Raw genomic sequence first — 23,640 nt, 5'->3', positions numbered from 1 at the left:
ATTATATACATTTTCTTTAATACTTAATGATTTGAAGGATGCTAAAGAAAGTTCAAACGATACTGATAAAAGATGTAGAACTCATTTTGAAAGACATCGCTTTTTAATAAGATTAGAACTTGAAACCATACCTTATATAGGAGGAATACGAAATGATGAAAAAAATCCCTAATAAACTACTCGCTATATCAGCGTTTTTAACTATAACAACTACTTATGCAGTCATACCACTAGAAACTTTTGCAATTGAAATTGAACAAACGAACACTGAAAATATGTCTCTTTCAGCAAATGAAGAACAGATGAAAAAAGCTTTGCAAGATGCTGGTTTATTTGCAAAAGCTATGAATGAATATTCTTATTTGCTAATTAATAATCCAGATGTGAGTTTTGAAGGAATAACTATTAATGGAAATGCGGATTTACCTAGTAAAATTGTACAAGATCAAAAGAATGCAAGAGCACATGCTGTTACATGGAATACACAAGTAAAAAAACAGCTTTTAGATACATTGACAGGCATTATAGAATACGATACAAAATTTGAAAATTATTATGAAACATTAGTAGAGGCGATCAATACTGGAAATGGAGATACTTTAAAAAAAGGGATTACAGATTTACAGGGAGGAATTCAACAAAATCAAAAGTCTGCAAAAGCATTAATAGAAGAATTAATGCAATTAAAAAATGCTATTGGAGAAGATGTTAGAACATTTGGAAGTCATAAAGAGACATTGCAATCGATTTTAAAAAACCAAGGTGCCGATGTGGAGGCTGACCAAAAGCGTCTAGAGGACCTTTTAGGACAAGTAAAATATCAGAAAGACATAGAATCTAAGGGGTTAGACATGGTGAAAATCCCCTTTATTCCAACCTTGATTGCTGGTGGCATAATGATAGGTGATGCAAGAGGTAAGTTAGGTTGGCTAGAACCTGAATTAGCAAAATTGCGTCAGACTGTAGATTATAAAATAACATTGAATCGTATAGTTGGAGTTGCATTTCATAATATTAGTGATATGCATAGTATGCTTGATAGTGCTATCACTGCTCTTACTTATATGTCTACGCAATGGGAGGATTTAGATTCTCAATATTCGGGTGTACTGGGACATATTGATAAAGCTGATCAAAAAGCTGATCAAAATAAATATAAATTCTTAACCCCTAGCTTGAATGCAGCGAAAAACAGTTGGAAAACATTAAAAACAGATGTTGTCACTTTGCAAGAAGGGATAAAAATTGCAGAGAAAAAAGAACAGGATTTTTTGAATCAGCTTCGTCCATCAAACGTTTTCTACTTTTATAAAAAAATTCATAACGCATACACTTTTGAAATAAAGACTGGAACAAATGCGCCAAATGCGTCTTATAAAGTTATGAATTTAACGAAAAACACTGTTCATAATATGTGGAGTGGAGGGGCTAATACTAACATGTGGGCTGATTGGCTTTCATTCAATCCAAATGATGAATTTGCGGTAGTAGCAGTAGTGGATGGTAAAGAATATGTTGTGTATAAAGACAAAGTACAAAATATAATGAACTGAATCTGAAAGTAACGAAGTAATTGGAGCTGGAGAATAAACTAGACACCAAGTTAATCGAAAAATCTCCTTATATCCTAGAATATTTTGCTCAAGAAAAAGAATTTGTTCAGCGAAAAAGTAAATATTGAACCAAGGAGTTAGTTGTATTATGTGTATGGTTTTACCGAAAGGTTTCAAGTACATTACCCATACAATTATGTAGTTATCCTGAAGCATCTACAGGTGTTCTTATCGACCTTGAAGAACTACTTAGCTTCCTAAGTCGAGTGATTTTATGCAAAATTAAGTGAACGTTTTTGTACATAGATTAGTTGACATTCATATAGATTTTTTCCATTTTCAAAGATAGTTTTGTTTTTTATGTTATTTTTCAAAAATTACTGCTGAAATTTCTATATTCATGACTCAGTATATAATCATTGTTTGATGAAATGACATACCACGTCCCTTAGAGTTTCATACGTATTACGATAACTTAAAGAAAAAAGATAATAGTAGTCAACGGTTACTATTATCTTTTTTGAACTATTTTTCATTAAAATATCCCATCTGCTGTGTTCCTTATTTACTTTTCCAGATTTTATCCTAGTTTAAAATTTATGCATTTGAACTGTTTATACAATTTGTAGGATTTTTAGCTTTTTTGTCGAATACACTTAATGCAAGGAGGGACATTACATGATTATTAAAGATTATTTCATCAACCTTTCTATTTTTTCTTTATTAGTTAGCGCAGCAATATTTATTCAAGTGTTTACAATTAATTCTAGTCGATATTTCGAAAAGCTCTATGGAGGGATTATTGCAGTTACGTTAATGTTCTTTTCTTTTCCATACATGGGATTTTCCTACGATCTTCGAGTTGTTCCTCTTATTCTATCTTTTATTTACTTTGGTCGTATTGCGGGTTGGATTACGCTAATTAGCATAATATTAATGCGTATTTTTTACATTGGAGAGTATTGGGAACCTCCTGTGATTGCTTATTTATGTATGGGGATTCTATTTTCTACTTTTAAAATTTATGTAAAAAAACTACATCCTTTTAAAAGTGCATCTTTATATTTTTCTGTTTTTATTGGAATAAAGTGGTTAGTTGGGGTATTATTTAACACTACATTACTTTACACAGGAGGCTTATTATATATAGCGTTAGGACTTTTAATTGGGCTATTTCTTATGGAAGCCTACCAAAGATTGTATTATTTAACACAGGACTTATCTAAAATGAATCGAGAATTAAAAAAATCGAAGCAAGAACTTACAGATACCGTACATGAGCTTCAAGGAGGAATTTTTAAATTTAAAAAAGTGGATAAGCACTTTATACACACTTTATGTGATGGACAGTTTTATTATCAAAACGGATTTTATTCTGAACAGGTGGTAGGAAAAAGCTTACGTACTATTGATGCTTCTATTATTCCTCCACATTTAGTTCCACAATTGATGAAGTACTATCTCCAGGCATGGGAAGGAAAAGAAATTATATTTGAATTACCTTGGCCAAATGATAAAACTATTATTCTTATTGCGCTTAGGCCAATTAAACGAAATGGACAAGTTATTGAAGTTGTTGGTTCTACAGTTGATATAACCGAAAGGAAAAAGGTAGAATCAGAATTAAGCGCTACCAAAGAATTATTAGAATCATTTATAAAGCACAATCTAGATGCTATTACCATTTCTGATCGAGAAGGGCATATTTTACAAGCCAATAAAGCTTATGAAAAGATATTTGGGTGGTCATCACAAGAAATCATAGGTAAGAGATTACCTTGTGTACCGGATTTTTTAATGGAAGAATCGCTTGAAAATATTCAGAAAATTCTAACAGGAGAATCGGTGGTTACTAGATTAGAAACTGTTAGACAACGGAGTGATGGGAGTCTTCTTGATATCAGTCTGACAGTTTCTCCTATACTAGATGTAAGAGGAAATGTGATAGCTTTATCAGCAATATGTAGAGACATCTCTGAAAGAAAACAAGCAGAAAGAGAACGGCATCGATTACACCAGCAATTAAGAGATAGTGAAATGAAGTACCGTGCACTAATCGAACAAGCAACTGATGCGGTATATGTAGTAGAGCTGAATGAAGATAATGCTCCAAGTCGATTTATTGAGGTAAACCCTGTTGGGTGTAGAAGATTTGGATATAGTAGAGAAGAGTTGCTCTCATTATCATTTTCAAATATAGTACCACAAGATTCTCAAATAATCGTAAGGTTATTAGAAAAAATTAAAAAAGGACAAACTTCCTTCACTTTGCAAGATGAATATGTTTTTCCAACAGGAAAAGTAATAACAACTGAGTTTAGTGTTCGTGTTTTTAACTTAAATGGTAAAAAAGTTTTTCTAAGTATTTCTCGTGATATCACTGAACGGCTAAAAACAGAAGAATTATTACGAAAATCTGAAAAACTTGCTGTTGTAGGACAATTAGCGACTGTAATGGCTCATGAGATTAATAATCCATTAACTGCAATGAAAGGGTTCATGCAATTACTAAAATCAACGGAAAATGAGAATAATCAGGGTTATATTAATATAGTATCATCAGAGATTGAGCGTATAGAGAGCATAACAACTGAATTTATGGCGGTAGCCAAACCACAGGTAGTAAAAATGCAACCTAATAACATTAGTGTGCTAATGGATCAAGTTTTAATGCTACTACAACCTCAAGCAATGATGCATAATATAAAATTTAGAATCGATCTTAACCCTGGTATTCCATTGATTTCATGTGAAGGAAATCAATTAAAACAAGTATTTGTTAATATATTAAAAAATGCAATTGAATCTATGCCGATGGGAGGGGAAATTCTGATTCAAATAAATATACTTGATAATAATCAAGTAAGCATTCGTTTTATCGATCAAGGGTGTGGGATTCCAAAAGAACGTATACCATACCTCGGAGAACCTTTTTATAGTATTAAAGAAGAGGGGATTGGCTTAGGATTAATGATCTGTTATAAAATCATTGAAACACATCAGGGAAAGATATTTATTAAGAGTGAAATGAATAAGGGGACTACAGTTGAAGTCACTCTCCCTATTTGTACACTTCAAAATTAAGATATTCTCTTACTGAAATTTTTTAAGAAACCATACAGAATGTAATGCCAATGTTACTTAATGAAATAATAAAGAGAAGAACACTGGTAAATGTACCATATAGAATAGACACTTGAAAAAGCCTGTTATAAAAACATCCTTTCTTTAGAACCAAAAGAAAGGATGTTTTTAATATTGTAATTTTTCTTGGAGACATTTCAAATTTTTACTTGCAATACATTTTTTAACTAATTTTGGTTAAGTTAGTTAAAAAGGCATTGTTTTTAAGGAGCATATTCACATATAAATATCCCTCATTTTTAAAATAGAAATTTCTAAAAACTATATATAGGTTCTTTTTGAAAGGAAGGGTATTATCAATTGAAACCACATGAAAAAGTACCTGTTCACTCTATAAAATCTTTGCAGGAATTAATGCAATTACTAAAAAAATCTAAAGATTTTATAACGTTGGAGATCGCTTCAAACAAATCCTCTATAGTCATTTCATATTTTAGAACCTTAATCGATGTAAATATATTTCATGAAGAGGTTTTAACTTATATAAAAGAGAAGAGCTTCGATTCATTACAAGATATTCGGTCTGTCTTACCCTTTGAAAATTCAAAAATAACAAATCAAATGGAAGATATTCAGGATAGTATTTTAAACGGCTATATACTTATTCAGTTCGATACAGATAAATTAAATGGCTTGTTAATCAATGTGGCAAAGAAAGAAAAAAGAGATATTACAAAAGCTGAAATTGAATACAATATCGTGGGTCCACAAATCGCGTTTGTTGAAGATTTAGATGTAAACTTAAATTTAGTACGTAGAAAGCTTCCAACACCTTATTTACAAATGAAGGAATTGAAAGTAGGCTCTCTATCTAACACAACCGTTGCGATTGTATATATTGAGGGAATTGTAAATAATCAAAATCTACAAGAAATTATAAAAAGGGTGAGTCTAATAAAAACAGACCACGTTTTGGATAGCACGTATTTGATGCAGTTAATTGCAGACAACCCGAATTCTATATTTCCTCAATTTTTGAATACAGAACGACCAGACCGTGTAGCAGCTGTATTGGCAGAAGGGAAAATTGCACTTTTTGTAGATGGCTCACCTTATGCGATCACTCTTCCAACAACATTAATTGACTTTTTTTCTACCACAGAAGATTACACCATGCCTTGGATTATTGCCTCTTTTTTTCGTCTATTAAGGCTTTTTGCTTTTATGTTTTCTGTCTTAACGACTCCATTATATGTTGCAATCTTAACATATCATTACGAGCTTATTCCAAAAGAACTTCTTGAAACGTTAATCATATCGAGAAGTAAAGTACCTTTTCCTCCATTAATTGAAGCGCTTTTTTTAGAAATAACGATTGAATTACTGAGAGAAGCGGGGGCACGTTTACCAACTAAAGTGGGTCTAACTGTCGGTATAGTAGGTGGTATTGTAATTGGACAGGCATCTGTAGAGGCAAGTCTTACAAGTAATGTACTTATTATTATTGTTGCACTTTCAGCTCTTAGCTCATTTACAGCACCAATATATCGAATTGGTAATACAATTCGAGTAATTCGTTTTCCTTTTATAATATCTGCACACCTGTTGGGTTTATTAGGAATTGTTTTAACAAGCTCTTTGCTTTTAGCACGTTTATTACGTACAGAATCATTAAGACGTCCTTATTTGTTTCCTTTTTATCCTACACGCCCTACAGATTGGAAAGACAGCATTATCCGTTTGCCGATCTCAGCGATGTTTCGACGTCCTATTTTTTCAAGATCTAAACAGCGTTTTCGTTTTAATCCAGAAGAGGTAGAGAAAAATAAAATTAAATCACGAAATGATTTTGATGATTGAAATTAACAGGGAGGAGCATTATGAAACAGATCCCAATTGAGTATCAAGTCTCTCCATATATGGTGTTTTTTTTAATTATTACTATACAGATGGGGGTTGGTATGCTTGGTTTTGAAAGGATTAGTGCAAAATTAGTTGGAAATGATGCGTGGATTAGCACGCTGCTTTTTGGAATATCTGTTAATCTTATGATTTGGATCATATATCAGATTTTAAATCAGGGTAATGGAGATATCATTGCAATCAATCAAGATGTACTTGGAAAATGGATTGGTGGATTGTTCAACTTCATTTTTTTATCTTATATTGTATTGTTAGGTGCAACAACACTACATACCTATATCGAAGTAGTACATGTTTGGATGTTTCCTTCCATTTCATCTTGGATTATAGCAGGGGCTTTTTTGGGTCTATGTTATTACATTGTGACTGGAGGATTTCGTGTAGTTGCTGGAATCGGCTTCTTTGGAATCGTTATCCCAAGCATTCTAATCTTCACATTTTTTTATCCTTTGCAGTATGCAGATTTTCAGAATTTATTTCCAATTGCACAGCATTCATTCCTAGAAATCATGAAAGGAATGAAAGGAAATATGTTTAGTTTTTTTGGATTTGAAATGTTATTGTTGTACTACCCATTTATTAAAAAGGCAAGAACCTCTCAAAAATATGCGCACTATGCAAATTTAGTAACGACTATTGTCTACACATACCTTATGATTTTAACTCTTGCGTTTTTTAGTGAAAAACAACTAGCGAGCGCGATATGGGCATATTTAAGCATGATTAAAATTATACAATTTCCCTTTATAGAGCGGTTTGAATACATTATTGTTTCTGTTTGGGCTTTTTTTATATTACCTAACGTTTCCTTTACATTATGGGGAGTAAGTCGTGGTATAAAAGAGGCACTGGGAATAAAGCAAAAATATGTTTTGCCAGTTATCATCCTGTTCATCTTTGTTTTATCATTTTTCTTGAATAACCGTAATAAAATTAACTTATTAAATACTTGGACAGGTCAAATTGGCTTTGTATATATATATGTATACCTACCTATATTATGGCTAATTCAAACCGCCAAAATAAAGTTAAGGAGATAAACATGAAACGATGGATACTTTTGCTTATAGTAAGTGTCTTCTTAATAGGTTGTGCTAAAACGAAAATTGTGGATGACATTGACTTAGTTCAAGTTGCGGCATATGATACCGAAGCAAAAGGTAAGCTAAAAGGAACCTTTGCGATTTCAGCTTATAAAGGAGGCGGGGAAGGTGAAACGAAAATCTATTCAGCATCAGGCCAGACTGGTAGAGAAGTTCTTGCAAGAGCATCCGAAAAGTCTTCTGGACCTCTAGAGTTGGGGCAATTGCGTGTTATTATATTTAATGAAAAAATAATTGATAAGGGAATGCAGGAAATTTTAGAGACTTTGAACCGAAATCCTAGTGTAGGAAATGCAATTTATTTAGCAATTACAAATGTAAAAGGGGAATCACTATTAAAGGGGAATTATTCTGAAGAAAAAGAAATTGCTTCCTATCTATCATCTTTACTGGAGCAAAATATGGATAATGGAACGCAGCCAAAAACAAATTTTTTTATGTTTTTAAACCAACTTAATGATGATGCGAGAGATTCATATTTACCGATAATATCTAAAAAAGGTAATGTGTTGGAGTTAGATGGAATAGCACTTTTTAAAAGATGTAAAATGGTTGATAAAGTGAATCCTAAAGATTTATTTGTATTTAAATTGTTGACAGATAATTTTAAACAAGGTACATACCAATTCAAACTACCTGGTTCCTCAAATACTTACGCCACGATAGAGAATATAAAAGCTAGAACAAAATATAAGATGGAGGGGAATAGTAAGCATCCATTCGTAAATGCTCATATTCAAGTTAAAGCTGAAATTCAAGAATTTACAAAAACAAAAAATCTAGATAATCCTAAAGAAATAAAAAAATTAGAAAAAATTATGGAAAAAGAAATAGAAAAAAAAGCAACTACATTGATAAAGAGATTTATTAAAAAAGACACAGATCCTATAGGACTTAGAAAGCTTGGTAGAACTCACGTAAGAAAATGGAACAGTCAAGAATGGGAAGAATCCTATAAACATTTACGTTTTCGTGTAACAGCTGATGTAAAAGTAACCCAATCTGGTGTTACAGAATAAATCAAATAAGATATGGAAAATTTTAATAAAAAAATATAGTCTCGCAGGAGATTAGGGAGAAGAGAAACGATTAACAAAGAATTTCATAAATAGTAAGATGCTTTGTTAATCGTTTTTATACCTGTAGCTTTATCACTTATAGTAATCATAATTATAATAAAAGAACAACGAAACAAATTCCCGATACCACATAATTATAAGAGGACAATAAAGCATCAAGATATAATGTATGCTTTGTCTGGAAAAAAGAATTTCAGTACTTCAAGGTTAAACACTTAACTTTAAAGTAGTAAATTCGTTGCTTGTAGCACTTCAATTAGACTGTGCCCCCGAAAGTTAGAAAGGTCGGTTTATTAAGTAGCCTCTAGGGAATGAGCCTAGTACAATACTGGATTCATTTCCTTTTATTTTTCCTTGATTCTTTCATGATTATAGTACTTTATATACTTTGCTAATTCTTGTTTAAATTCTGTTATACTTTCAAATTCTTTCGATACAGAAATAGACATACAAAAACGCCATTCTTTCTTATAAATCTACAGAAAGAATGGCGTATTCTTCAAAAGTGAGTTCCTTTATTGAAAAGTTTTAGTTCTATATGACAGATAAAAGGGCAAGCAACGCTAAAATAGCGAGAAATCCTTGTTTCATGATAATTGATTTATTGGATGTGAAACCTCCGAAAATAGCTGCTACCACTATACAATGATGAAAAATAATTGAATCATATCACCAATGGGATTGTTTCCAAGTATAAGTCCCCGAATGAGGCTAGCTGCTAAGAATTCATTATATAAACCGTTTGCAAATTAATTGTCTAAGTATTTCTAAGTTTAAAGAGTACAGTGTCTTCGTTTTTTATTGAATCAACTTTTACATGTTGGTTCAATATTTTCTATTCTCTTGGAACTTAGTTCTCGTTTACTTCTCACAAAAGCAATAAAATCTATTATCTCTTCTGTTGACAGTGCTTCTCCATCTATTAAAAGTGTTGGATCTGGATCGTTTAGGAGTCTTGTAATATCAATTACATCTTTGTTTTGATGTGAATGTTCAATTCGGCCTAATATATAATCTACAGATGTATCAAATAAATCGGCTATTTTTGATAAAGATTGTAATGAAGGTAATCTATAACCATTTTCATACCCGGCATAGGTGCTTTTCGCAATCCCAAGTCGATCTGCTGTCTCTTGTAAGGACCATTTTTGATTTTTTCTTAATTTAGATAAACGTTCCAGCATTCGTCTCATACCCCATCTAATTTTATTAAATTAATTATAACATAGAAAAAGAATCAAGAATAGAAAAAAAGTACGCGTATTGAATACAAAATCTTGATTAATTCAAATTAAGTTCTATAATGATAAATATAAATACGCATTACGCGAACGATATATCGTTGTTTATTTTATGGAGGGGTTGTGTATGAAGAAAATTTTATTACTTGCAACTGGTGGGACAATTGCATCTGTGGAGGGGAATGAGGGGCTTGTTCCAGGATTGTCCGCTGAGGAATTATTGAATTATTTTTCGAAGTCTTCTCGAAACTTAGAAATAGATTGCAAAATCTTAATGAATATTGATAGTACCAATATGCAACCTGAGCACTGGAAAGAAATAGCTAATGCTGTTTTTAATCACTATGATGACTATGACGGGTTTGTGATTACACATGGAACGGATACGTTAGCTTATACATCTTCTGCGTTATCTTATATGCTGCAAGGTTTAAGAAAACCAGTTGTTTTAACAGGTTCACAAGTACCTATTAGTTTTAAAAAGACAGACGCAAAAAAAAATGTAGCTGATGCTCTTAGGTTTGCCTGTGAGGATGTAGGCGGTGTGTTTATTGTTTTTGATAGTAGGGTGATTATTGGGACGAGAGCAGTTAAAATGCGAACAAAAAGTTATGATGCATTTGAAAGTGTGAATTATCCATATGTTGCTGAGGTAAATGAAGATGAAGTGAAATATCATTGGAAGCCAACGTCTTCCCATAATGAACTTTCAATAAATACTAATTTATGTACGGATGTTTTTCTTATGAAATTGTATCCAGGTACAAAACCAGAGATATTTGATTGTTTAAAAGATTTGTATAAAGGAATTATTATTGAAAGTTTTGGAAACGGTGGATTACTTTTTGAAGGAAGGAACTTGCTTTCGAAAATTCAAGAGTTGACTGAAATGGGGATTGCTGTAGTGATTACTACTCAATGCCTGGAAGAAGGAGAAGACATACTTCTCTATGAAGTAGGACGGAAAGTGGCACAACATCAAGTAATATTGTCTGGAGATATGAATACGGAAGCCATCATAGCAAAATTGATGTGGGCGCTTGGGAAAACTAATAAATTAGAAGAGATTAAAAAAATTATTGAAGAGCCTTTAGCCTACGATTTAACAATAAAATCTGATAAGGATTGGTAATGACTTCATATGATTTATTTAGGTTTTACATTTAATATGGGGGAGAAATTAAAATGGCAATGACAAACAAGAACGTGCGAGTGGAGAATGATTTTTTGGGAGGAAAGGAATTACCTATTGAGGCATATTACGGAATTCAGACTTTACGCGCTGTTGAAAATTTCCCGATTACAGGGTATAAAATTCATGAAAGTTTAATTAGAGCGTTCGCAATTGTAAAAAAAGCAGCAGCGCTTGCGAATACAGATGTAGGAAGATTGGAATTGAACAAGGGCGGTGCGATCGCAGAGGCTGCTCAAGAAATTCTTGATGGAAAATGGCATGATCATTTCATCGTAGATCCAATCCAAGGCGGAGCGGGTACTTCAATGAACATGAATGCAAATGAAGTCATTGCCAATCGTGCTCTTGAATTATTAGGGATGGAAAAGGGAGACTATCATTATATTAGTCCAAATAGTCATGTAAACATGGCGCAATCAACAAACGATGCATTCCCAACGGCGATTCATATCGCAACATTAAATGCATTAGAAGGCTTATTACAAACGATGGGTTATATGCATGATGTATTTGAATTAAAAGCAGAACAGTTTGATCATGTTATTAAAATGGGTCGTACACATTTACAAGATGCTGTGCCAATCCGTCTTGGACAAGAATTTAAAGCATACTCTCGCGTACTTGAACGTGATATGAAACGAATTCAGCAATCACGTCAACACTTATATGAAGTGAACATGGGAGCAACTGCAGTTGGTACAGGCTTAAATGCAGACCCAGAATATATTGAAGCAGTTGTAAAACATTTAGCTGCAATTAGTGAACTACCACTAGTTGGTGCAGAAGACTTAGTAGATGCCACGCAAAATACGGATGCTTATACTGAAGTATCTGCAGCACTGAAAGTATGTATGATGAATATGTCTAAAATTGCGAATGACCTTCGCTTAATGGCATCAGGTCCACGTGTTGGTTTAGCAGAAATTATGTTACCAGCTCGTCAACCAGGTTCATCTATTATGCCAGGGAAAGTAAATCCTGTTATGCCAGAAGTTATTAATCAAATTGCGTTCCAAGTAATAGGTAATGATCATACAATTTGCCTTGCTTCAGAAGCAGGACAATTAGAATTAAACGTGATGGAACCAGTACTTGTTTTCAACTTACTGCAATCGATTAGCATTATGAATAACGGTTTCCGTGCCTTTACAGATAATTGCTTAAAAGGAATTGAAGCGAATGAAGATCGCTTAAAAGAGTATGTTGAGAAAAGTGTAGGAATTATTACAGCCGTGAACCCTCATATCGGTTATGAAGCAGCAGCTCGCGTTGCGAAAGAAGCAATCGCGACAGGGCAATCTGTTCGAGAACTTTGTGTGAAAAATGGTGTATTGTCACAAGAGGACTTAGAGTTAATTCTAGATCCATTCGAAATGACACACCCAGGGATTGCAGGAGCAACTCTTTTAAAGAAAAATTAAAAGAAGAGGGGGGACAAGTCCCTCCTCTTTGTTTACAATATAGGGATTTTATATGTGAATAGAGGTAGGGAGATTATAAGTAAGTAACAGTGGCGTTTAATAGTTCATAGAAACAAAATTAAGAGGAGCAGCAATATAATCAACATCACTTTTAAGTTAGTTAACATTGTTATCGTGTCCGCTATTTGGTTACTTAATACTTTAATTCATGTTTTTACCAATTATTTATTACCTCAAAATGCAAAGTTTTTGAAAATAACTATTTTAGATGTGAGATGAAAATAGGGGATAGATACTTAGCATTTAATAAAAAAAGATAAGATTACGAAATGTAATCTTATCTTTTCATTAAGAATAATGAATTGTAGCTTTAAGGCTTCAGAATGACTTTTATACAGTCGTCTTCACGATTATTAAAAATCTGATAACCATAACTCGCTTCTTCAAGGGGAATTTTGTGTGTAATAATCTCTTTTGGATCAAATTCTTTATTTGTTATTTTTTCAAATAGTTCCGGCATAAAATGAATGACAGGTGCTTGTCCCATTTTAAGATTAATATTTCTAACCCAAAATGCACCGAGTGGAAAGGCGTTATAATTGCCACCATAAACGCCGGTCATTTGAACCGTTCCATATTTTCTTACGGCTTTCGTAGCGATTTGAATAGGACCGAGAGTTCCACCTTGTAATTTTAATTTTTGTTCCAGAAATTCTAGAGGCGATTTTTTTCCATCCATCCCCACACAATCAATAACTACATCAGCACCGCCATGTGTAATTTCCTTTAAATGTTCTCCCATATCGGGGAATTTTGTAAACTCAAATACCTCAACATTGTTAATCTTTTTTGCATAATTCATCCGATAATCTAAGTAATCCACTGCAATTACACGTTTAGCACCTTGCATCCAAGCGAATTTTTGTGTCATTAATCCAACAGGTCCACAACCAAGGACGATAACAGTATCACCTGGCCTAACGCCTGCGTTTATTACACTCCAATAGGCTGTTGGTAAAACATCTGATAGAAATAGTAGGGATTCATCTTCAAGTTCGCATGATTCCGGTATAACAAATGGAGTAAAATTACCAAATGGAACTTTTAAATATTCTGCTTGTCCGCCTGGATGATTACCAAATTTCTCTGTATAACCAAAGTATCCACCAGAATCGTAATGAGGGTTTGAGTTATCACATTGACTTTCCATTTCATGTTGGCAATAGAAACAATGTCCACAAGAAACGTTGAAGGGGATGACAACACGATCGCCTTTTTTCACTTTAGTGACATCTGGCCCGACTTCTTCAACGATTCCCATTGGTTCATGGCCGATAATGTATCCTTGAGGTAAGGGCATGTTGCCTTGATATAGATGTAAATCAGAACCGCAAATAGCGGTTGAAGTAATTTTTACAATAATATCATCTTTTTTCTCTAATTTTGCATCATCCACTTGTTTAACCTGTACTTGGTTTGGTCCTTGATAGGTTACAGCTTTCATCTCATATCTCCTTTTGGATTATGTCTCAAAACATAATTTTATTTAATCTCTTGGTGAAATAGAAATCTTTCTTTTGTTTACTGAAGGGAATTAGAAAGTATACATAGTGTTGTTATGAAAGTATGTTATATCAGTTATTCTTTCTTATATGTTTTGCCCTACTTTAAGAAAAAAATCAATTTTTATTCATAATCTAATTTCCATAAAAAGGATAATTATTATTTCATAATTTGTAGCATATTAAAAACATCGGAGGTGAAACAATATGGGAAAAAATAATAGTGGAAGTCGTAATGAAGTATTAGTTCGAGGCGCTGAACAAGCTCTTGATCAAATGAAATATGAAATTGCACAAGAGTTTGGTGTACAACTTGGTGCAGATACAACAGCTCGTTCAAACGGATCTGTTGGTGGTGAAATTACAAAACGTTTAGTAGCAATGGCAGAACAACAACTTGGTGGTAGAGCTAACCGCTAAGTAAATTGGCTTAAAATATAGCAAATATGTAAATCAATTTCTTTTGTGTATTCATAAAAATAAAAAACCTTATATTAAACAGATTCTCACTCAAAGATTATTGATAATCTTCTTTCATAATCTTTGAGTATTTAATTTGTAAACTACTTTCCTAAACAATAAACACGCAGTGTTGGAAAGGTGTTTTCCATGCATAGTAGAAAATCTTTTGCAGGAAAAAGCATACTTAAAAATTTGATTTCAATATTGAAATCAATATTTATTATGATATTTTCGAAAGGTAGGAATTTAAAAATGGGTATATTAAGTGGAAATCCTCAAAATGAACCTTTACATTACGGAGAAGTATTTGACATTTGGAGTTATCTTCTTGCTGCACAGGGTGCAATTGCAAGCCATCAAGTGTTTATGAATCACACAGGTGATGAAGATTTGAAGAAGTTTTTAGAAGGCTTAATTGAAAATGATATGAATTCGGAAATAGAAGAATTAAAAGCTCTTTTAAAGATTAATGGGGTCGCTTTACCGCCTGCTCCTCCAGAACGACCAGTTGCATCTATCGAAGACATTCCTCCTGGAGCACGTATTAATGATGTTGAAATTGCTGCAGCTGTTTCTACAGGATTAGCAGCTGGACTTGTGACATGTAGTCAAGTAATGGGAAAATGCCTTCGAGAAGATGTAGGTATGCTATTCGGACAATTTCATATGAAAAAAGCGCAGGCAGGTGTAACTCTGCTACGTTTAAGTAAGAAAAAGGGATGGGTAGTTCCACCTCCATTACATGTAAGAAATTCTGACCAAGCGTAATAAACAAAAATAAAAAAGTGGCGTTGGCCACTTTTTTATTTTTTAGGTGTATCCTCAAGCTTGGACTTATTTATTGTGGAAGAATCCATATATTCATCTGATATCTCCATAGCGTATTTATCATGGGGAATATGATTATGTTCTCTTAATTCATTGTCATTACGCAGTACTAACTTCTGCATATAAATGTGGAAGAAAACTTCTATTCCGCCAATAATTAAAGCAGCTAAAAATGAAGAAAATCCAATATTACGAGTAGCATCTAAATTAGTAAACAAGGATGTTAGTAACCAAGTTCCGAAAAAGCTTAAGCCGAAATCTGCCATTGTAGCAATCATATTTCCGTATTTAGGTAAAATGAAGAGGTCTCCGATTAAATAGGCAGCTCCCGTAAGAAAAAGAGAAATTAGTAATACTCTAGGAATTGAAATGCCTTGAAAGATACTGAGAATGATTAGCAATACTGCAGTTATCGCTGTGTACTTAATTAATAAAGCAACAATATGTTTCATCATTTTCCTCCATTGTTTAAACGTATATGGAATAAAATATTTCATTAAAAACGGATTATGCTTTTATATAGCGTAACCCGTTTTAATCACCCTTTAATGGTAAGAAGTACAACCTGGGTAAGAGGCAGGCTTATACTATGGATAGTATTTGCGGAATATCGAGCTTTATTCATAAAGGGTAGTTCCATTCTTATAATAGAGAGGTTGCCTAAGTACAGTTTTTTTCATATTAAACTTAATATTTTTGGTGTTTTGATTTTGTATCATATTCTGATTCGTTAATATAAAAATAAACAAAGTATTTTCGCGTTTAATGCATCTTTTTATCTATATATTTTCCGTAATCAGGTACAGCAATTTTATCAAATTCTTGAACGAGTGTTTTGAGGCTTGTTGATAGCAATTCACCCGACATCGGTATCCCGTGTCCAGTAACGGCGGTTAGAGGCTTTAACTTTTCTAGCTTAAGAACTGACTCTTTAGCGGCTTTCCAGTCTGTTGTTAAATAACGAGGCGGACCGCTTATTTCCTGTTCTTGGGTTATTACTTTATATAGATACTCCTGTTTCACTGTAACAAAAGCGTCCCCAGCGATTAAAGTTCGGTCTTTTTCTCGGAATAATGAAATATGCCCTGGAGTATGTCCTGGTGTATGAATCCATCTAAACTCTGGCATATGGGGAACAGTTCCATCGGTAGGTAGCGCTTTTACGTTATTTCCTAAGTCAATTGGTTCGTTTGGGAACAGAGGAGACATTTTCGCTACCATACCACCTTCAACTGTAGGGTCTGGTTCTGGATAGCTTTGTTGTCCAGTCAGGAACGGTATCTCCATTTGATGTGCATAGACGTGAACATCCCAATGCTTGATGAGTTCAATTATTCCCCCAACATGATCAAAATGGCCGTGAGTTAAAATAATTGCTTTTGGGCGACTATTGGTACCAAATCGATCTTTAGCGATAGAGATAATTTCATTTGCACATTTAGGCATTCCAGCATCAACTAAAACAAAATCATTGGTCTCAGGATTTCCAACAAAGCATATATTGACGATTTGAATCGTGTAACAAAATAAATCACGTAATACTTCGATGCCGTGACCACTTTCAATTGAAGTTGCTGGAATAAACTTGTAATCACTTCCATAATTCATTTCATTGTCCAATTTTTCTCCCCCTTAATATATTTTAATACGACATTATAGTTCCCTAATCTTGAAAATTCATTTTGGCGAATTTGAGAAAAGAATTAATGCGGGATTAAAAAACAATAATTTAGTCCTAGAATTAAGAGGGATTCATATCAATTTATATAAAGTGCAAACAAAAAATATTGCTTTTAAAGTCACAGATTCTACTATTTTTTGAGGCGAATTTATGGCTTAATAAAAGATTTATAAAGATATTACAATATATATTTATATAAAAAACACATAACAAATGTCGATAGAAATCCATTATGTCTAATGATTGCTTTTCATAATAAAAGAATGTTTAAGTTTGGTGATGTAATTGAAGTGAATTAGAGGGGAAATAGAAGTGATGATCTCTTCCTAACTTAATTATATCATGTAATTTACGTTCGAAATAGACTGTTTCTTCTCATTTACTACTGTTACAATCAAGAACACATGAATAGTAAGGAGAGGTGCCAAATGAGTTCTTTCGTTCTCGATTTTCAGGAAATAGAAAAAACGCAGCTTTTTCTCGTTGGTGGAAAAGGATTGAATTTAGGGGAGTTATCCAATATTCAAGGGATACAAGTGCCAGAAGGGTTTTGTGTTACAACGGTAGGGTATGAACAGGCCATCGGAAAAAATGGAGCGTTTCAAACTTTATTGAATCAATTAGCAATGCTAAAAATTGAGGAACGAGATCGAATTGGTGAAATTAGTAAGCAGATTAGAGAAGTCATTATGGCGGTGGAAATTCCAGTTGATGTAGTGGAATCAGTAGCTCATTATCTCTCGCACTTTGGCGATGAACATGCATATGCAGTGCGTTCGAGTGCTACTGCTGAAGATTTACCGTATGCCTCGTTTGCTGGTCAACAAGATACGTATTTAAATGTTATTGGAAAAGAAAACATTTTGCAGCATATTAAAAAATGCTGGGCTTCTTTGTTTACAGATCGGGCGGTTATATACCGAATGCAAAACGGTTTTGATCATAATCAAGTTTCTATATGTGTTGTCATTCAAAAAATGGTTTTCCCTGAGGCTTCAGGGATTTTATTTACTGCGGATCCGATTACTTCGAATAGGAAGGTGTTGTCAATCGATGCCAGCTTTGGACTTGGCGAGGCGCTAGTATCTGGATTGGTTTCTGCCGATAATTATAAGGTAAAAGAAGACGAAATCGTCGAAAAGGTCATCGCAACGAAAAAATTAGCCATCTATGGACGAAAAGAAGGCGGAACAGAGAGAAAGAAAATTGCTCCTAATCAGCAAAAATTTCAAACACTTACTGAACAACAGATTTTACAACTAGCACGCATCGGAAGACAAATCGAAGCTTATTTTGGTTGTCCGCAAGATATTGAATGGTGCTTAGTTGATGATACAATTTATATAGTCCAAAGCAGACCGATTACGACTTTATATCCAATTCCAGAAGTAAATGATGGGGAAAATCACGTGTATATATCAGTTGGTCACCAACAAATGATGACCGATGCGATGAAACCATTAGGTTTATCTTTTTTCCTGTTAACGACTAGTGCACCTATGTGTAAAGCCGGAGGAAGACTATTTGTTGATGCTACGCAAAGACTAGCTTCACCTGCTAGCAGAGATTACTTAATAAACACTTTAGGTAAATCGGATCCGCTCATACGAGATGCATTAACGACTGTAATTGAGCGAGAGAATTTTATTAAATTGTTATCGGATGATGAAAAAGAAAAGGATCTTAGTAAAAATGTGCCACCTGCAAGTTCGCAACAACAACCTGAAAACGATCCGGAAATCGTTACGAATTTAATAAAGAATAGTGAATTATCAATAGAAGAATTAAAACGAAACATGCAAACGAAATCAGGGGTGGATGTACTTGATTTTATTTTAGAAGACATTCAGCAATTAAAGAAAGTATTATTTAACTCGCAAAGTATAGCTATCATTATGGCAGGTATGAATGCTTCATCATGGATTAATGAAAAGATGGAGCAGTGGCTAGGAGAAAAAAATGCAGCAGATGTACTTTCACAATCTGTACAACATAATATTACGTCAGAAATGGGGCTAGCGTTATTGGATGTGGCAGATGTGATTCGGCCGTATCCGGAAGTCATTGCGTATTTACAGCATGTAGAAGATGACAGCTTTTTAGATGAATTAATTCAGTTTAAAGGCGGGGAAAAAGTTCGGGATGCAATCGATGCTTTTCTAAATAAATATGGAATGAGATGCAGTGGAGAAATCGACATTACGAAAACGCGCTGGAGTGAACAGCCAGCTACAATTATACCGATGATTTTAAATCATATAAGAGACTTTGAATATGGTGCTAGTAAGCGGAAGTTTGAAGAAGGGCTGCAGGAAGCTTTGAAAAAAGAAAAAGAGTTGTTAGAGCGATTGCAGCACTTGCCGGATGGGGAACAAAAAGTAGAAGAGACGAAGAGAATGATTTGTAACCTCCGCAATTTCATCGGTTATCGTGAATATCCGAAATACGGCATGATTCATCGTTATTTCATATATAAGCAGGCATTACTGAAAGAAGCAGAGAAACTTGTGCAAAATAATGTTCTGAATGAAATAGAAGATATATACTATCTAACTTTTGAAGAACTTCACGAAGTCGTTCGCACAAATAAACTAGATTACAAGATTATTCATAAACAAAAAAATGCGTACAAATTATATGAAAAACTAACACCTCCGCGTGTTATCACGTCTGATGGAGAAATCATTACAGGTAAGTACAAACGCGAAAATCTCCCGGCTGAAGCAATTGTAGGTTTGCCTGTTTCTTCTGGAGTGGTTGAGGGGAGAGCACGCGTTATTTTAAACATGGAAGACGCGAATTTGGAAGATGGAGATATATTAGTTACGGCATTTACCGATCCTGGGTGGACACCTTTGTTTGTTTCTATAAAAGGGTTAGTCACTGAAGTCGGCGGGCTTATGACGCACGGAGCAGTGATTGCACGTGAGTATGGCCTGCCAGCAGTTGTTGGAGTAGAGAATGCTACGAAACTAATAAAAGACGGGCAACGAATTCGGGTACATGGAACAGAAGGATATATTGAAGTGTTGTAGTTGTATTTTAGATAAATAAAGAAATCGTCCACTAAATATAGTGGACGATTTCTTTATGATTTTAATAGTTTTATCAACTTTCATCAATATTTTCTGAAATATTGATGAATCAGAATGTATGTTCATCTAAAACAAAGGATTTTTTCAAAAATATTACAAATTCAGACAATGCATTGATAATTTTCTGAATTTTCCGTAATATATAAACGTTGTATCGTATTTAATATTGGGGAGGAATAGGGATGAAGAAAAAACCTTTTAAAGTGCTGTCTACGCTTGCGGCGGCAGCTGTGCTTAGTTGCACATTTGGGTATGGGGGTCAATCTGTTTATGCGGCAACGCCGTTTAATGGAGGAACTTTAAGTCCGATTGATGAAAATTTAATTCAAGAGGAGCGTTTAGCAGATGCGCTCAAGAAACGCGGTGTAATTAATGAATCTACGTCGAAAGAAGACACATTAAAAGCTGTTGAAAAATACGTAGAGAAGAAAAAAGGAGAAAATGCGGGAAAAGAACCAGCAGCGGGGGATAGTGTTACGAGAGAAGCGGCTGACTTTTTGAAAAAAGTTAAAGATGCAAAAGCAGATGAGAAAGAAAAAGCAGATCAACCTGCTAGTGGTCCAGTAGCGGGACAAGAGCCGGTTAAAGGGGGATTAAACGGCCAAGTACCAACTACTTCAGCGAAGCAAAAACAATATAACGGTGATGTTCGTAAAGATAAAGTTCTCGTATTGCTAGTAGAGTTTGCGGACTTTAAGCATAACAATATTGATCAAGTACCAGGTTATATGTATTCAAATGATTTTAATCCAGAACATTATCAAAAAATGTTATTTGGTAATGAGCCATTTACACTCTTTGATGGTTCAAAAGTACCAACATTTAAACAATATTATGAAGAGCAATCTGGTGGTAGTTATACAGTAGATGGCACAGTAACAAAGTGGTTGACAGTTCCTGGTAATGCGGCAGATTATGGCGCAGATGCAGGAGATGGCGGTCATGATAATATGGGACCAAAAGGACCTCGTGATTTTGTAAAAGAGGCATTAAATGCGGCTGTAGAAAGTGGTATTGATTTATCTGAATTTGACGAATACGATCAATATGACAATAATGGTGATGGCAATAAAAATGAACCAGATGGTCTGATTGATCACTTAATGGTCATTCACGCTGGAGTTGGGCAAGATGGGGGCGGTGGTAGACTAGGTGATGATGCAATTTGGTCACATCGTTGGCACCTTGGAACACCATATCCAATTGAAGGAACAAAAGCAAAAGTTGATAACTGGGGCGGTAAGATGGCAGCATACGACTACACAATTGAGCCAGAAGACGGAGCGGTTGGTGTATTCGCACATGAATTTGGTCATGATTTAGGTCTTCCAGATGAGTATGATACGAAGTACACAGGAGCAGGTGAGCCAATTAACTCCTGGTCTGTTATGAGTGGCGGTAGCTGGGCTGGTAAAATTGCAGGAACAACGCCACCGAGTTTCTCTCCGCAAAACAAAGAGTTCTTTCAAAAGAACATAGGTGGAAACTGGGCCAATATTGTAGAGGTTGACTATAATAAATTAAATCGTGGTATTGGCTATGCGACGTATTTAGATCAAAGTGTAACGAAATCAAATCGTCCTGGTCTGATTCGTGTTAACTTACCAGATAAAGAGGTGAAAGGTATTCAGCCTGCATTCGGTAAGAAGTACTACTATAGTACAAAAGGTGATAACCTTCATACAACATTAGAAACGCCAGTGTTTGATTTAACAAATGCAACAAATGCGAGGTTTGATTATAAATCAATGTATGAAATTGAAACGGATTATGACTTCCTTGAAGTACATGCAGTGAAAGAAGATGGTACGAAAACGTTAGTGGATCGAATTGGTGAAAAAAATGTGAAAAATGGTCTAGACACAACAGATGGTAAATGGGTAGATAAGTCTTATGACTTAAGCAAATTCAAAGGTCAAAAAGTAAAATTAGTATTCGAATACATTACAGATGGTGGTTTAGCGCCGACTGGTTTTACTTTTGATAATGCTACATTAACTGTAGATGGACATGTTGTGTTCTCTGATGATGCAGAAGGCGAAACGAAATTTAAATTAAATGGTTTTGTTGTAGCAGACGGTTTTGATAAGAAGAAGCATAACTACTATTTATAGTGGAGAAACTATGCTGGTGCTGATCAAGCGTTAAAATATAGCAGTGGTGTACCATATAATACAGGTCTGCTAGTATGGTATGCAGACTCTAGCTTTACAGATAATTGGGTTGGTTTACATCCAGGTGAAGGTTTCTTAGGAGTTGTTGACTCTCACCCAGAGGCAATTGTTGGAACACTAAATGGCAAACCAACTGTTAAAAATTAGTACACGATTCCAAATCGCAGATGCTGCGTTCTCCCTTAACCAAACGCCAGCATGGAAAGTGGTATCTCCAACACGTGGAACATATGATTACAAAGGATTACCAGGTGTAACGAAGTTTGATGACTCTAAATTGTATATAAATGATTTAATCCCAGATGCAGGACGTAAATTACCGAAATTTGGATTGAAATTTGAAGTAGTTGGACAAGCAGATGATAATTCTGCAGGTGCAGTTCGTTTATATCGTTAATAATGTAGAAGCTGTTGAAGGGGAGTCCTTTCAACAGCTTTTTTTACAGAAACATAAATTTCAAGTTATTAATAAAATAATAGAAATTACTAAGCAAGCGGGCTTATTTCTTTAAGCCAGCAGCATAAAAAGGTCCATGAACTGCGATTGTTGATAAAAAGCGAGCAATCTCCTCAGGTGTTTCTTTTTGTCCATTATTTAACCATTGTTGGATGACACCTATATGTGCAGATGCCATATAAGAAGTTAAATATTCGCTTGGAACAAGTAAATTCTCCTTATTAATGAGAGGACCATTCGTATCTTCAAATAATGTTTTCCACATAAAGTCTTTCAGTTTTGTTTGGAAAGATAAATCTCCTTTCGGACTTAGTACAGCTCTCATAAAATCACTATTTTCATTTAGAAATTCAAGAATAGAAGTGATAAGTATAAATGGCATTGTTGGAGAAGGATTTGATCCAAGGTCAGCAATAACTTCCGGGAATTTCTGTTTAGCAATGCTAGAAAACTCGTACATAATGTCTTCTTGGCATTTTGTCATTAAATCAAATTTATCTTGATAGTGCGCATAGAAAGTACCGCGATTAATGTTTGCTTTCGTTGTAATATCTTTCACTGTAATGGCGTCAAAACCTTTTTCTTCAATTAGCTCCACCAATGCATTTCGTATGGCAGTTTTCGTACGAACAACACGCAAATCTAAATTATTATCGCGCAAAGCATATCCCTCCTTAATTTTACTCAACACATTTGGAAAATGTGTCTTATAACCAACACATTCACGATTTTTGATTATTGTATAAGGTTCAACTCGAACATATAATTCAAAATATAAATAA

General features: G+C 34.2%; 15 protein-coding genes and 5 pseudogenes. 13 read left to right on the top strand and 7 right to left on the bottom strand.

All coding sequences use genetic code 11. From position 1 onward, the window contains the following. Positions 1 to 152 precede the first annotated feature (152 nt). From hblA to BC_RS15495, 7 genes and pseudogenes are all read left to right on the top strand, one after another. Complete coding sequence (gene hblA, locus BC_RS15520; RefSeq protein WP_000976151.1) at positions 153 to 1,553, top strand: hemolysin BL regulatory component HblB; 1,401 nt, start codon at positions 153 to 155, stop codon at positions 1,551 to 1,553. 20 nt (positions 1,554 to 1,573) lie between these two features. After that, a pseudogene (locus tag BC_RS28065) lies at positions 1,574 to 1,801 on the top strand (hypothetical protein); the annotation flags it as partial. A gap of 430 nt (positions 1,802 to 2,231) precedes the next feature. Continuing rightward, entirely contained in the window at positions 2,232 to 4,637 is a 2,406-nt protein-coding gene (locus BC_RS15515) for a PAS domain S-box protein (protein WP_000584284.1), read from the top strand. A 360-nt stretch (positions 4,638 to 4,997) separates the two neighbouring features. Then, positions 4,998 to 6,497, top strand: a complete 1,500-nt coding sequence (locus BC_RS15510) for a spore germination protein (protein WP_000802296.1) — start codon at positions 4,998 to 5,000, stop codon at positions 6,495 to 6,497. Positions 6,498 to 6,517: 20 nt separating this feature from the next. Further along, positions 6,518 to 7,600 (top strand): GerAB/ArcD/ProY family transporter, encoded by a 1,083-nt coding sequence (locus BC_RS15505; protein ID WP_000809697.1) that lies wholly within the window; start codon positions 6,518 to 6,520, stop codon positions 7,598 to 7,600. A 2-nt stretch (positions 7,601 to 7,602) separates the two neighbouring features. Next, positions 7,603 to 8,682, top strand: a complete 1,080-nt coding sequence (locus tag BC_RS15500) for a Ger(x)C family spore germination protein (protein ID WP_000832881.1) — start codon at positions 7,603 to 7,605, stop codon at positions 8,680 to 8,682. A 147-nt stretch (positions 8,683 to 8,829) separates the two neighbouring features. Further along, a pseudogene (locus tag BC_RS15495) lies at positions 8,830 to 8,961 on the top strand (excinuclease ABC subunit C); the annotation flags it as partial. A gap of 125 nt (positions 8,962 to 9,086) precedes the next feature. Here the strand turns inward: BC_RS15495 and BC_RS28445 are convergent. The 3 genes and pseudogenes from BC_RS28445 to ansR all read right to left on the bottom strand — a co-directional run. Beyond that, positions 9,087 to 9,173, bottom strand: a pseudogene (locus BC_RS28445) (IS3 family transposase); the annotation flags it as partial. A gap of 103 nt (positions 9,174 to 9,276) precedes the next feature. Further along, positions 9,277 to 9,491: pseudogene (locus BC_RS28060) on the bottom strand (DUF1304 domain-containing protein); the annotation flags it as partial. Between the two features lie 57 nt (positions 9,492 to 9,548). Further along, positions 9,549 to 9,926 carry an HTH-type transcriptional regulator AnsR gene (gene ansR, locus BC_RS15480; protein ID WP_000893569.1) on the bottom strand — a complete coding sequence of 126 codons (378 nt, stop codon included), beginning with the start codon at positions 9,924 to 9,926 and terminating at the stop codon, positions 9,549 to 9,551. 184 nt (positions 9,927 to 10,110) lie between these two features. Between ansR and ansA the strand changes: the two genes are divergently transcribed. Next, positions 10,111 to 11,115 carry an asparaginase gene (gene ansA / locus BC_RS15475; RefSeq protein WP_000722298.1) on the top strand — a complete coding sequence of 335 codons (1,005 nt, stop codon included), beginning with the start codon at positions 10,111 to 10,113 and terminating at the stop codon, positions 11,113 to 11,115. A gap of 53 nt (positions 11,116 to 11,168) precedes the next feature. Continuing rightward, positions 11,169 to 12,599 (top strand): aspartate ammonia-lyase, encoded by a 1,431-nt coding sequence (gene aspA, locus BC_RS15470; RefSeq protein WP_001251924.1) that lies wholly within the window; start codon positions 11,169 to 11,171, stop codon positions 12,597 to 12,599. Between the two features lie 370 nt (positions 12,600 to 12,969). Here aspA and BC_RS15465 read toward each other — a convergent pair whose 3' ends face one another. Beyond that, positions 12,970 to 14,103: a zinc-dependent alcohol dehydrogenase gene (locus BC_RS15465; protein WP_000649088.1), complete on the bottom strand. Its 1,134-nt coding sequence runs from the start codon at positions 14,101 to 14,103 to the stop codon at positions 12,970 to 12,972. A gap of 265 nt (positions 14,104 to 14,368) precedes the next feature. On the opposite strand from BC_RS15465, the gene sasP reads away from it, so the two are divergent. Next, a complete protein-coding gene (gene sasP, locus BC_RS15460; RefSeq protein WP_000517671.1) occupies positions 14,369 to 14,581 on the top strand; it encodes a small acid-soluble spore protein, SasP family in 213 nt (70 codons plus the stop codon). 294 nt (positions 14,582 to 14,875) lie between these two features. Beyond that, positions 14,876 to 15,391 carry a DUF3231 family protein gene (locus tag BC_RS15455; RefSeq protein ID WP_001986359.1) on the top strand — a complete coding sequence of 172 codons (516 nt, stop codon included), beginning with the start codon at positions 14,876 to 14,878 and terminating at the stop codon, positions 15,389 to 15,391. Positions 15,392 to 15,426: 35 nt separating this feature from the next. On the opposite strand, the gene BC_RS15450 is transcribed toward BC_RS15455, so the two are convergent. Together BC_RS15450 and BC_RS15445 are read right to left on the bottom strand one after the other, a co-directional pair. Then, positions 15,427 to 15,903 (bottom strand): YndM family protein, encoded by a 477-nt coding sequence (locus BC_RS15450; protein ID WP_000680661.1) that lies wholly within the window; start codon positions 15,901 to 15,903, stop codon positions 15,427 to 15,429. 310 nt (positions 15,904 to 16,213) lie between these two features. Next, positions 16,214 to 17,071, bottom strand: coding sequence for an MBL fold metallo-hydrolase (locus tag BC_RS15445; protein WP_000368288.1), 858 nt, complete (start codon positions 17,069 to 17,071; stop codon positions 16,214 to 16,216). Positions 17,072 to 17,560: 489 nt separating this feature from the next. Between BC_RS15445 and ppsA the strand changes: the two genes are divergently transcribed. Together ppsA and BC_RS15435 are read left to right on the top strand one after the other, a co-directional pair. Continuing rightward, positions 17,561 to 20,167 carry a phosphoenolpyruvate synthase gene (gene ppsA / locus BC_RS15440; protein WP_000094181.1) on the top strand — a complete coding sequence of 869 codons (2,607 nt, stop codon included), beginning with the start codon at positions 17,561 to 17,563 and terminating at the stop codon, positions 20,165 to 20,167. A gap of 242 nt (positions 20,168 to 20,409) precedes the next feature. Then, a pseudogene (locus BC_RS15435) lies at positions 20,410 to 22,798 on the top strand (immune inhibitor A domain-containing protein). 103 nt (positions 22,799 to 22,901) lie between these two features. Here the strand turns inward: BC_RS15435 and BC_RS15430 are convergent. Further along, the gene (locus tag BC_RS15430; RefSeq protein WP_001205505.1) at positions 22,902 to 23,519 is read right to left on the bottom strand and encodes a TetR/AcrR family transcriptional regulator; all 618 of its coding nucleotides are present in this window, start codon (positions 23,517 to 23,519) and stop codon (positions 22,902 to 22,904) included. Between the last annotated feature and the right edge of the window lie 121 nt (positions 23,520 to 23,640).

Origin of the sequence: Bacillus cereus ATCC 14579, from assembly GCF_000007825.1 — a bacterium.
Taxonomy (GTDB): Bacteria; Bacillota; Bacilli; order Bacillales; family Bacillaceae_G; genus Bacillus_A; species Bacillus_A cereus.
The sequence above is the reverse complement of the archived record's forward strand: the minus strand, read 5'-3'. Positions and strand labels throughout refer to the sequence as shown.